The organism is Aeromonas sp. QDB39 (genome assembly GCF_027707585.1).
GTDB lineage: Bacteria > Pseudomonadota > Gammaproteobacteria > Enterobacterales > Aeromonadaceae > Aeromonas > Aeromonas hydrophila.
On sequence record NZ_JAPCIV010000051.1, the window covers coordinates 19,778 to 30,879 of the forward strand.

Below are 11,102 nucleotides of genomic sequence, written 5' to 3' on the forward strand. Positions count from 1 at the left end.
AGGCAGGCGCTACTCAAAGGCAGGCGCTACTCAAAGGCAGGCGCTACTCAAAGGCAGGCGCTACTCAAAGGCAGGCGCTACTCAAAGGCAGGCGCTACTCAAAGGCAGGCGCTACTCAAAGGCAGGCGCTACGCGCCGGGCGTAGGCTTCGCCATTAGTAATACGCATGGACTTGGGACACCCGCCCGGAAGGCTCCGCCATTAGTAATACGGACGGACTTTGAACACCTCACGATCAGCCCTCCCCGCCTGTAATACGCATGGACTTGGGACACTCTCCCGGCTCTGCGATGTAGCGCCCGGCAGCGGTCTTGCTAATGCCCATCTGTGCAGCAATGGCCCGCACGCTCAGACCCTGCGCCTTGAGGGCCAAAGCCTGCGCCTGCTTGGCGCTGGCTGCTTCCAGATAGGAAGCACGATCGACAGCCCCAGCGGCACGTCTGCGGGCTTTCTCGCGCTCGCTGTGGCGCTCTGCGGCCATGTCCCGGCTGATGAGCGTGCGCAGCTTGCGCTGCTCGTCGTCGGTGATGTGAAACAGGCTGATAAGCGTGTCGTTCTTGGGCGTGTAGAGCGGCGCAAACTGCTTGCCGCCGAACTCCACCTTTTCCCCGGCTTCGTGGGCCTTGGCCTTGGCGTACAGCGTCATAAGCTCGGCGCTGCGGTAGTTCCACCGTGGGTCAAGCTCACGGGCCAGCGCGGCGGCCTCGTGGTACATCTGGCCGGTGTGCGTCGCACCTGACAGCAGCAGGAAATTCAGCCGCCAAAACAGGTGCTGCATCCGCTCGCCCTCGGCCACGCCGCCGCGCAGCGCGGCCAGCGTGCGCAAGTCCTCCAGACGATCCCACGCCAGTTGCCGCCCGTTGAGCGTGCGCAGGTTGCCGGTTTGGCCGCCCGGCAGCAGCTTGAACTGGCGACGGTCGGCGCGGGCCTTGCGGTCGGCCTCGATGTCCCAGCGGGCCACCGGCAGTAGCGCCTCGGCCAGATACTCGAAGTTGTACCGGATCGGCTCGCCGTCCGGGCCTTGCTCAACGTGGATGACGCGGCAAACCTCGCCGCTCTTGCTGTTCACCGTATTGACCAGCCGCAGCACGCGGCTTGCATCCTTGGCCGCTGGATCAGCGCCCAGCCCGGCCAGACGGTCGATCAGGTAACGCTGGCAGGCATTCCAGCGTGGCAGCGCCTGACGCGGCAAGGTGCCATCCAGCAGCCACTTTGCTTGCACGCCACGGCCAGAGAAAACGAGGATCGACGGCGGCGGCACGCCTTCGTCGTAGCAGCGGAACATGACAGCGGCGGCCAGTTGCTCGGGGCTGCGCCCCTGCGCCCACGGCTCGCGGTAGGTGTCCAGATCGGCGAACAGCAAGCCGATGCGGGCCAAGTTGACCACGCGGCGATTGGGCTTGATGAACTCAGCCTGAGACAGCCAGGTATCCCGGCTGTGGTCGAGCATGGAGAGCACCACGGGCATCTGTGACAGCCGGTAACTGTCCTGCTTCTTGCCGCTGCCCTCGCACGTCGCCATGAGCAACGAGAAAAAGCCCTGCCGGGCTGTGTCGTGATAGCAACCCGCCTCATCGGCTGGGCTGAAAAGTCGTAGCTGTGCCTGTCCCATAACCTTCTTTCCGCTTGTGCGGCAAGAGGTGGGGCGCTACAATGCAAACCATGTCTGGGTGTTGCCTGTATAGGTTGCGCCTTTGGGTTCTAGCCAGTGCCACCTGACTAGTCCCGCCCCCTGCCAAGCCCCGCTGCCACGCGGGGCTTTGCTTTTTCATCCATCTGAACTCCGCTCCTTCGCTTCCAAAGTTCGCGGAATCCAGCCTTTTGCATTCGCCGTCCAGTGCAGCACGCCATGCTGCCGCAGCACTGCCGCCGCGCCATCGAAAGAGCGAAAAAACCGGATGCCTCCCCGGTACTGGCCGAGAATGCGCCGCTCGTTGCCAACGTGCAGCACGATCACCAGCCCGCGCTCTGTGTTCTCGATGACAGCGCCCTTGATCTCATGCGGTGCGTTCTTCGCAAACGCCTTGAAATGAGAGGGCGGCAGTACCTCCAGACTCAACGGTTCCATTTCAACCATCACTTTATACCCCACGCGCCGTATTTCATCAACATTATTAAATTTCGCCAAATCAAAAATGTATGGACTATAGTCCATGCTTTTGACCCGTCCAGCCGGTTAAGTGATTACTCAATCACTCTTTTCATCAAGTGAGCGCACCAGTTCGCGCAGAATGTCCGTGATGCTGCGCCCGGTCTTGGCGGCGTAAATCTTCAGCTTCGTGTGCTCGGCCCGGTCGAGGTCGAAATTCACCCGGACGGTGGCGGCCTTGTCGGCAAGGTCGGACAAGGTAGGGCCAGCCTTCGCGGCGCTCGGGCGGCCTGCTTTCATGCCAAGTTTCCCGCTACTCATTTTCACCTACTCCTTAATTACTCAAATGGTGCAATTGAGGAAACGGCGCACTTCCTCAGCCAGCGCCCGGATTTCCTCGGCGGCCTCGCTCGTCGGCTCTTGGTCAATGGCCGTGGTGCCGCTGGCCGCGCTGCTCGGGTAGATGACGCGCTGCGTGATGCGCGTTTGCAGGATCGGCAGGCCGTACCCGGCCAGCGCCTCGGAGACTTCCGCACCAATCTTGGTGCCCTTGATCGCACGGGACACCACGAAAGCCGCTTTTAGCTTGCCGTCGGTCAGCTCGATGCGCTGCTTGACCAAATCCACGAGGTCAGAGGTTGCCCAAATGTCGTAGGGCGACGGCTGCACCGGGATCAGCACGCAATCGGCGGACTTCATTGCCGACACGGCCAAGTCATGAGCCTGCGGCGCTCCGTCGATCACAACAAAGTCTTTCCGGGCCACGCTCTTTAGATCGCGCTCGATGGTGGGCCGGTCGATGCCAACCACGGGCACGGGTTGATCCTCGCGGACGGCGGCCCAATCGCGGGCGCTGCCCTGCGGGTCAGAATCAACCAGCAACACGTCTGCGCCGTCGAGTTGCAGGGCGCGGGCAAGGTGGGTGGCGATGGTGGTTTTACCCGCCCCGCCCTTCTGGTTCAGTACAGCAATGACTTGCATATGCGCTCCTTGAGCTATTGAGCGTTTGAGGAAAAAAGGAATTACTCAAGCGCAGTATAGCATATTGAGGATTTGAGTAAATGCACCTTTTGAGGATTTGAAGTCATAAAAAACCCCGCACGCGGCGGGGTTCGGTGGCAGGGCAGGGGAGGGCTTAGGCGGCCTGGTGGATCTCGTCGGCCACCTGTCGGCACATGGCCAGCATGTCGAGCGTGCCCGCTGCGATGGCCTCAAGGGTCGCATCATCCAGCGCCTGCACGATGCTGGTAGCCCGGCGCTCAAGCTCCTGCCGGGCGATGCGCTCCCAGTCGCTGACCTCCAGCAGTGATGCCAATGCAGTTTCATCGGCGCGTCCATACCCGCGTAAAACCTCTGAAAGCGCTTCAGTTGTGGTTGTCATCATCGTCCGGTCTCCAAGCCAGAATGATCGAAAGCGGCCAATCAGCCCAGTCGTGCCGCCTCTGCGGCGATGTGCCCAGCCAAAGCAGACACGAATGTCTTGAGGCTGGTCATCGACGACTGCTCCGTGAAGTCGCCGGTATTCACCGCACTGCGCTCTGCCGCAATGACAGCAGCGGTCGTGTAGAGCTGCTCCTGCACCAATCGCTGACACAGCAAGTCATACCGCGTGAGATACGACGCCCCCTTGAACTCCTCGAAGACCGGGAAGTGCGGCGATGAGTCACGCACCGGCCTGCGGGACTCCGGCGCGTCTTCGACCATCATCAGCCAGCCGACGAAAGGGCGTGGCTGCTTGCCGAACGCCTCTTCACGAAAGGCCGTCCAAAGATCATGGGCCGTCCCGATAGATTCCTCTGTTCGATTGTTAAAGTTGTTACCGAACGAGGGACCTACCTGGCTTTTCAGCTCGATGGCAGCAATCAGCTCTCCCTTGTAGATCACCAACAAATCCCACAGCTTCGTCGGGCGGAAGTAGCCTGGCAGGGTCAGCATCGCTCGATTCTGGTGAATCTCGGTCCAGGTAGTTTTCGCGAGCGCTGTGCAACGCTGCTGTCTCCAGCAAGAGCATAGTTTCTCGTATGTGGTCCTTGTTCCAGTCCATAATCACCTCCTAATTTTCGATGTTCTTAAAGTTCAGCCTGCAGATGTGTGGGCCAGGAAGGCCAGCCTTTCCGGCTAAGCGACACCGCTATTCGTCGCTGATGACGTCTTCGCCCTGGTATGGAACCCTGATCAGCCGAGGATCTCGAATGATGCTCGTGACGAGCCAGACATATTCCTGCTCGGCGGTATCGAAGCCGAGGATGCTGAAGGATTGGCCGAAAGGGCATGGCGGGAAGTCTGGAAAGCCCTCGCGCAGAACGTAACGCTCGGGATCGCTGTGAAACTCGCTCTTGTAGACTTTCCGTAGTCCGTGCTTGCTCGGCGCGTCCTGGTCACCTGCCGGTGCTGTTTCCCGATGCGCCACAAGGCGCTCGGACAAGTCGCGGGGGCAGATTTCGTGGAACACGTCGAAGGCGTCGATCAACAGGCCTTTATGCTCTGTCGCCGGATCGGTGATCGCGTAGATGTTGGAGGCATCTTCGCCGTCGTCCCCGCTCTCGAGGCGCAACGCCGCATCGACGCGAATGCTGCATGCATCGAGGGTTGACCCTAGTTCGAGATCGACGAGATTGCCGTCCTTGACGCGGTATTCGCGGTCATAGCCTTTGGCGATGAATGACTGGACTGCTTCTAGAACGTCGGTCACCTGGGAGGTCATGGAAGCACCTTCATCTTGAACTGGATTGGACACGCTCGCGCACAAAGCGCGCTGTGACTCGGCGGACGGAGAAGCTCGCGAAGTGCGTTACTCATAGCCACTTGGCCTTCTTGAAGCGCATGAACAGGAGAAGGCAGAACACCGCTATCACTCCGAGCACGACGAAGTAGCCATATGGCGTGTCCAGTTCCGGCATGTGCTTGAAGTTCATGCCATATATTCCGGCGATCGCCGTCGGGACCGCCAAGATCGCCGCCCAGGCCGCGAGCTGGCGAGTGACCACACCGATCCTTTGCGCTTCCAGAAGGCTGCTGGCCTCGAAGACCGTGGACAGGACAAGCAGGAGGCCGTCGACCATGGACTGCACGCGGTGGACATGGTCCGCGACGTCGTGGAAATATGGTGTCATTTCGGCGCTGAGGCAGGGAAAGTGGCCGCGAACGAGCTTTCGCACCAGCTCGGCCATAGCCCCGAGCGTGCGCTTGAACCGCGTGAGTTCGGACCTTAGTTCGAAGATTCGCGCCACCTCTTCTGGCCCGAGGAAATCGTGCAGCGACCGTCGCTCCATCGCCAGGACGTCGTCCTCGATCATTTCGAAGATGGGCAGATACTGGTCGACCACTCGGTGCAAGATCGCGTGCAGCACATAGTCGACACCCTTGCCGAACTGCGTCGGCGATGCCTCGAGTTGCTCCCGAAGTTTGCCCAGCGCTCCGGCATTGCCGTGCCGCACGGTGATAAGGTGATTGTGACCGGTGAAGATCGCCATCTTGCCGTAGCTGATCCGGTCGCCGACCAGCTCGGCGGTCTGGGCGACGACGTACAACTCATCGTTGTAGACCTCGAGCTTGGGCGGGCACAGCGGGTGCATGGCGTTGTCGATCGCCAAAGGATGGAGGTTATACGTCGTCTGGATCGCGCTGAGTTCGTCTGCGGTGGGCTCGCTAAGCGCGATCCAGCAGAAGCCCGAGCGATTCTCGTTTAGTTCGACGTGCTCATCGAGCCTGATTTCACGGACTCGCTTACCTTCGTTGTAATAATATGCGGCGATAATGGTCATGCAGGCCTCGCAGGAATTCGCAGGCCACGCTGTACAGCCGGTCGCGCCAGCCCGCGTTCGAGCCATGCCTGCACGTTCGAATAGCTGCTTAGGCCGAGGATGTCGCCCGCTGCGTAGAATTCGACCAGCGCATTCACCCAGCCAAACGTCGCAATGTCCGCGATCGAGTAATCATCGACAATCCATTCGCGGCCCTCCAGCCGGTGATCCAGGACCCCGAGAAGACGCCTGGATTCATCAACAAAGCGCTGCCGAGGTCGCTTGTCCTCATAGTCCTTGCCGGCAAATCGCAGGAAAAAGCCTAGCTGTCCGAAGGTCGGCCCAACGCCCGACACCTGAAAGAACACCCAGGCCAGAGTCTCGTACCGCTGGGCGGGTGTTGTTGAGATGAGCTGCCCCGTCTTGTCGGCCAGATAGATGAGGATCGCACCGGTTTCCCATATGCCAATGGGCTGGCCGTCAGGGCCAGCCGGATCGATGATCGCGGGTATGCGGCCGTTGGGATTCAACGACACGAACGCTGGATCCTTCGACTCGTTGTTCGAGATGTCGACGAAGTGGGGCTCATACGGCAGGCCAGTCTCCTCCAGCATCATCGAGACCTTGACGCCGTTGGGCGTGGGGGCCGCGTATAGTTGCAAGCGATCCGGATAAGATGCTGGCCAGCGCTGCGTGATGGGAAAGGAGGAGAGGTCTGTCATATCTGGATCCTGGCACTGCGACGGCGGCTGAATGGAATGATCTGCTTCAAGGCCGGGTTCGACGACCGCGTCGATTGACGCGGTCGTCGGAGGTTGCGAACCGGATCGGCGCGGCACTAACGGCAGCGAAGCCTATTCCGCCGCGGTCCCGGCCGCTGGCTGTACGTCGTCAACCTTTTGGCGCTTCGGAAGCACCCAGCCGGGACGGACGAAGTGGCAGGTGTAGCCGCCCGGGTGCTTCTCCAGATAATCCTGGTGATCGGGCTCGGCCTCCCAGAACTCGCCGACCGGCTGGACCTCGGTCACCACTTTGCCATCCCACAGCCCCGAGGCATCCACATCGGCGATCGTATCCTCGGCGACGCGCTTCTGCTCCTCGTCGACATAATAGATGCCCGACCGGTAGGAGAGCCCACGATCATTGCCCTGGCGGTTCAGCGTCGTCGGATCGTGGATCTGGAAGAAGAATTCCAGGATGTTCCGGTAGCTCGTCACTGTCGGGTCGAAGACAATCTCGATCCCCTCGGCATGCGTGCCGTGATTACGATACGTGGCGTTCGGAATATCGCCGCCCGTGTAACCCACACGGGTCGAGATGATGCCGGGCCGCTTGCGGATCAGATCCTGCATGCCCCAGAAACATCCTCCTGCGAGAACAGCGCGCTGATGCATGTTAAGCCTCCTCTACTTGATCGAGATATTCACCGTATCCCTCGGACTCCATCTCGTCGCGCGGGATGAAGCGAAGGGACGCTGAGTTGATGCAGTACCGCAGACCGCCGCGGTCGGAAGGACCATCGGGGAACACATGGCCGAGATGACTGTCTGCGTGTACTGACCTGACCTCCGTCCGGACCATGCCGTGTGCGCTGTCCCGCACCTCGTTCACGTTTGCCGAAACGATCGGCTTGGTGAAGCTGGGCCAGCCAGTACCCGAATCGAACTTGTCCGTCGAAGCGAACAGTGGCTCTCCCGACACTATGTCGACGTAGATGCCAGGCTCCTTGTTGTCGTTGTACTCGCCCGTGAAGGGCCTTTCGGTCCCCGAATCCTGGGTAATCCGGCGTTGCTCGGGGGTCAGGCGGTCAACTGCTGCCTGTGACTTCTCAAACTTCATGATAGTCTCCAATAATCTAAATAGATGCGCGGAATAGTAGATCACTGAAAGGGAACTCAGCCCGGATTGTGCGATCTGATCAATCGCCAAACCAACCAAAACCACCAACCGGACTGAGCGATGCCGATCATAGCACCAATACCCCGTGGCGAACGACGCCTGATGCAGAAAGCTATTCATAAAACGCGCGATAAAAATCATGCCCGCAGACTCACGGCCATGCTGATGCTTCATCGGGGTGAACGGGTCAGCGATGTTGCCAGAACTCTCTGTTGTGCTCGTTCATCCGTTGGTCGCTGGATTAACTGGTTTACGCACTCAGGTATTGAAGGCCTGAAATCCTTACCCGCAGGGCGCTCCCGACGCTGGCCTTTTGAACATATCTGCACCCTGTTACGTGAGCTGATAAAGCATTCTCCCGGCGATTTTGGTTATCAACGTTCACGCTGGAGCACCGAATTACTGGCATTAAAAATCAATGAGATAACCGGTTGCCAGTTACATGCAGGAACCGTTCGCCGCTGGTTGCCATCTGCGGGGCTTGTATGGCGCAGGGCCGCGCCAACTCTGCGTATCCGTGACCCACATAAAGATGAAAAGATGGCGGTAATCCACAAAGCGCTGGATGAATGCAGCGCAGAGCATCCGGTATTTTATGAAGATGAAGTGGATATCCACCTTAATCGGGGTCTGACGCTCAGTGGAACGAAAACTCACGTTAAGCAACGTTTTCTACCTCTGACGCCTCTTTTAATGGTCTCAGATGTCCTTTGGTCACCAGTTCTGCCAGCGTGAAGGAATAATGGCCGAGCATATTGATATGTCCGTGGCAAAGCGGGGAGAGGCGTGCGATATCTTCATCATTCAGTGTTTCACCTTGCGCCCGGAGATGATCCAGGGCTGCCTGCATATACATAGTGTTCCATAACACGACGGCGTTAGTGACCAGCCCCAGTGCGCCCAGTTGATCTTCCTGACCGTCGGTATATCGTTTTCTTATCTCACCTTTTTGACCGTGACAGATGGCTCTGGCAACGGCATGGCGGCTTTCTCCCCGATTAAGCTGGGTCAGAATGCGCCGGCGGTAATCTTCATCATCAATATAATTAAGCAGATACAGCGTTTTGTTGATGCGCCCCACTTCAATGATTGCCTGAGTCAGTCCGGAAGGACGTTCACTTTTCAGCAATGAACGGACCAGCACTGAAGCCTGTACTTTGCCCAGTTTCAGGGAGCCAGCGGTCCGGATCATTTCGTCCCACTGAAGGACTATTTTTCGGGGATCTGATTGCCCTCTGGCAATATCATTCAGCACGCCATAGTTGGCATCATGGCCCATTCGCCAGAAAACCGAAGCACCGGCATCAGCCAGGCGTGGAGAAAACTGGTATCCCAGCAGCCAGAAAAGGCCAAAGACAAGTTCGCTGGTACCTGCTGTATCGGTCATAATTTCGGTTGGATTCAGCCCGGTCTCCTGTTCCAGAAGGCCTTCCAGCACAAAGATAGAGTCCCTCAGCGTCCCCGGTATAACGATGCCATGAAAGCCGGAATACTGATCGGACACAAAGTTGTACCAGGTGATCCCTCTGTTATTACCAAAGTATTTGCGGTTCGGTCCGGCATTGATTGTTCTGACTGGCGTAACAAAGCGCATTCCATCTGCAGATGCCACTTCTCCGCCACCCCATATCTGTGCCAGTGGCAGCGTTGCCTGAAAATCAACCAGTCTGGCATTAGCGCTGGTGATAGTTTCAGCCCGCAGATAGTTCGCTTTTGTCCAGTTCAGCCGGTGTCGGGTCAGTGCAGGAACATTTGATCTGATCAGTGGTTCCAGACCGATATTGCAGGCTTCAGCCATCAGCACGGCGCTGATGCTGACGGGCAGATCATCAACTCTGGCACTGGCTTCACTAGCATGGAAAAACTCATCAGCAAATCCGGTATGGGCGTTAATTTCGAGCAGCAACTCTGTTAAATCCACCGGAGGGAGCAGATCACTGATCATTTTGCTCAGTCGTTTCAGACTGTCCGGCTCATCAAGACTGGCGAGGGGAGAAATTGTCAACCGGGGCTTCGGGCCAGAAACATCGAGTTCGACAGCCTCATTTTCGCCAAGACGTGCAGCAACCTGTCTGTAACGACTATCAAGCTGATGACCCAGAGATTTTATTGCTTCCTGCGGGTCTGTCGGGTGTCCCAGAGAACGATAAACCTTAATCCGGTTTGCCTGCCAGTCAGCACCCTGTAGTAATCTTGCTCGGGGATCTCCCCACCGGTTACTGCCGGTAACGTAGACATCCCTCCGCCTCAGACTATCCTGCAGTTTACTGAGAAAGCAGAGCGTGTATCCCCTGCGGGTGATATGTTTTTCCTTGTTAATCACCAGCCGTTTCCATGACCGACTGATAATTTCCGTTGGTGCGTCGTCAAAAAACTGCCGCCGTGAGCTGAACTCCCGGCTGAGGTAGTCACAGGCATTCAGAGTGGTAACCCCGGCAGGTGCGGATGAAAATTTAACGGTATTCAGCAGATGGGGCAGGAAACGACGAACGCGCCCGTACTGCTCCACCATTTCTTCATGAAAATTATCGTCTGAGGGCCGGGAAATTTCACGGACAAGCGTGATGATTTCAGCCAGCTTTTGCCTGGGGATGTAGCTGAACACCTCAGCACGAATCGATTCGTCCGGTGTTTCTTCTTTCAGCAGGTACGAACATGCGCTGGCGAGCGCCAATGCAGATTTATCCAGATCCTTCAGCGAGCGGAGCCGTTTTTTCTGCCCAATCTTTCTGGCGTCACGGATGATAACGGCCAGCATGGCGTCCAGAACGTCCAGTGCATCATCCAACGCCAGCGTTTCCCATGCAAGGACAAAGGCAACCAGAACCGCCATCCTTTTCTGCGGTGACATCCTGGCAATATTGAACACCGAAGTCATACCAGCATAACGTGCGAGATTTTTCAGGCGCACAGCCGGGAGTGTACTCAGGTTGTCAGCATGCAAGCCAAAATCGTTCAGAGTTTTCCAGCGTTCAATTGCTTCATTAAACGCCGGACCACTGATGGTCACAGGGCCTTTTTTCAGTGATTCCAGTAAAGACAGGCGGCTGCAATCAGTTGGCCCCAGCAGCATCTCCAGCTGTGAACGTTGTTCGGCTGACGGTATCAGTGCCAGTTTGTTCCACAGGCGCAACGTCGCCTTTTCCCTTACCTCTGAAATCAACCGGGTCAGCGTAGTGGCTCCGGGGAGAATAATACGATGTTGCATAAGCCACCCTGTCGCCAGATCGAAAAGCAGGCCAGGACGTTCGTTGCTTATCCAGCTCCGGGTATATAAAAGACGGGTAAGGCGAAATCATGTACAGGACCTTAAGCGGCGAGTCCATTTAAAACGCCTTCCAAGGTCCTGTTCTGTATCGACTTTCTCTGCT

Annotated in this window: 10 protein-coding genes and 3 pseudogenes; 1 reads left to right on the plus strand and 12 read right to left on the minus strand. The window is 57.8% G+C overall.

The genetic code is table 11. The features are described from left to right. Positions 1–235: 235 nt before the first annotated feature. The 11 genes and pseudogenes from PG899_RS21680 to msrB form a co-directional block, all read right to left on the minus strand. Positions 236–1,612 carry a replication protein gene (locus PG899_RS21680; RefSeq protein ID WP_033996214.1) on the minus strand — a complete coding sequence of 459 codons (1,377 nt, stop codon included), beginning with the start codon at positions 1,610–1,612 and terminating at the stop codon, positions 236–238. 156 nt (positions 1,613–1,768) lie between these two features. Then, positions 1,769–2,155: a ParC family partition-associated protein gene (gene parC / locus PG899_RS21685; protein WP_011270177.1), complete on the minus strand. Its 387-nt coding sequence runs from the start codon at positions 2,153–2,155 to the stop codon at positions 1,769–1,771. 33 nt (positions 2,156–2,188) lie between these two features. Beyond that, positions 2,189–2,389, minus strand: coding sequence for a plasmid partition protein ParG (locus PG899_RS21690; protein ID WP_008166578.1), 201 nt, complete (start codon positions 2,387–2,389; stop codon positions 2,189–2,191). Positions 2,390–2,431: 42 nt separating this feature from the next. Beyond that, positions 2,432–3,070 (minus strand): ParA family partition ATPase, encoded by a 639-nt coding sequence (gene parA, locus PG899_RS21695; protein WP_033996216.1) that lies wholly within the window; start codon positions 3,068–3,070, stop codon positions 2,432–2,434. A gap of 154 nt (positions 3,071–3,224) precedes the next feature. Next, positions 3,225–3,404, minus strand: coding sequence for a hypothetical protein (locus tag PG899_RS21700; RefSeq protein WP_232038188.1), 180 nt, complete (start codon positions 3,402–3,404; stop codon positions 3,225–3,227). A 107-nt stretch (positions 3,405–3,511) separates the two neighbouring features. Continuing rightward, positions 3,512–4,045, minus strand: a pseudogene (locus tag PG899_RS21705) (type-2 restriction endonuclease); the annotation flags it as partial. Positions 4,046–4,220: 175 nt separating this feature from the next. Continuing rightward, a complete protein-coding gene (locus tag PG899_RS21710; RefSeq protein WP_004099040.1) occupies positions 4,221–4,793 on the minus strand; it encodes a hypothetical protein in 573 nt (190 codons plus the stop codon). Between the two features lie 91 nt (positions 4,794–4,884). After that, on the minus strand, positions 4,885–5,853 hold the full coding sequence (locus tag PG899_RS21715; RefSeq protein WP_018716208.1) for a magnesium and cobalt transport protein CorA: 969 nt from the start codon (positions 5,851–5,853) through the stop codon (positions 4,885–4,887). Next, on the minus strand, positions 5,850–6,554 hold the full coding sequence (locus PG899_RS21720; RefSeq protein ID WP_004099038.1) for a glutathione S-transferase N-terminal domain-containing protein: 705 nt from the start codon (positions 6,552–6,554) through the stop codon (positions 5,850–5,852). The genes PG899_RS21715 and PG899_RS21720 overlap by 4 nt, the downstream gene beginning before the upstream one ends. A gap of 132 nt (positions 6,555–6,686) precedes the next feature. Beyond that, positions 6,687–7,226, minus strand: a complete 540-nt coding sequence (gene msrA / locus PG899_RS21725) for a peptide-methionine (S)-S-oxide reductase MsrA (RefSeq protein ID WP_023294902.1) — start codon at positions 7,224–7,226, stop codon at positions 6,687–6,689. A gap of 1 nt (position 7,227) precedes the next feature. Continuing rightward, entirely contained in the window at positions 7,228–7,671 is a 444-nt protein-coding gene (msrB, locus tag PG899_RS21730; RefSeq protein ID WP_023338003.1) for a peptide-methionine (R)-S-oxide reductase MsrB, read from the minus strand. A gap of 120 nt (positions 7,672–7,791) precedes the next feature. On the opposite strand from msrB, the pseudogene PG899_RS21735 reads away from it, so the two are divergent. After that, positions 7,792–8,355: pseudogene (locus PG899_RS21735) on the plus strand (IS630-like element ISEc33 family transposase); the annotation flags it as partial. Between the two features lie 34 nt (positions 8,356–8,389). On the opposite strand, the pseudogene PG899_RS21740 reads toward PG899_RS21735, so the two are convergent. Beyond that, a pseudogene (locus PG899_RS21740) lies at positions 8,390–11,026 on the minus strand (Tn3-like element Tn3 family transposase); the annotation flags it as partial. Between the last annotated feature and the right edge of the window lie 76 nt (positions 11,027–11,102).

What these genes read in the sequence shown, in the direction of transcription:
- PG899_RS21680 (WP_033996214.1), bottom strand. Translation starts at nt 1,612, where the DNA reads ATGGGACAGGCACAGCTACGACTTTTCAGCCCAGCCGATGAGGCGGGT.
- parA (WP_033996216.1), bottom strand. Translation starts at nt 3,070, where the DNA reads ATGCAAGTCATTGCTGTACTGAACCAGAAGGGCGGGGCGGGTAAAACC.
- msrB (WP_023338003.1), bottom strand. Translation starts at nt 7,671, where the DNA reads ATGAAGTTTGAGAAGTCACAGGCAGCAGTTGACCGCCTGACCCCCGAG.
- parC (WP_011270177.1), bottom strand. Translation starts at nt 2,155, where the DNA reads ATGGACTATAGTCCATACATTTTTGATTTGGCGAAATTTAATAATGTT.
- PG899_RS21690 (WP_008166578.1), bottom strand. Translation starts at nt 2,389, where the DNA reads ATGAAAGCAGGCCGCCCGAGCGCCGCGAAGGCTGGCCCTACCTTGTCC.
- PG899_RS21715 (WP_018716208.1), bottom strand. Translation starts at nt 5,853, where the DNA reads ATGACCATTATCGCCGCATATTATTACAACGAAGGTAAGCGAGTCCGT.
- msrA (WP_023294902.1), bottom strand. Translation starts at nt 7,226, where the DNA reads ATGCATCAGCGCGCTGTTCTCGCAGGAGGATGTTTCTGGGGCATGCAG.
- PG899_RS21710 (WP_004099040.1), bottom strand. Translation starts at nt 4,793, where the DNA reads ATGACCTCCCAGGTGACCGACGTTCTAGAAGCAGTCCAGTCATTCATC.
- PG899_RS21720 (WP_004099038.1), bottom strand. Translation starts at nt 6,554, where the DNA reads ATGACAGACCTCTCCTCCTTTCCCATCACGCAGCGCTGGCCAGCATCT.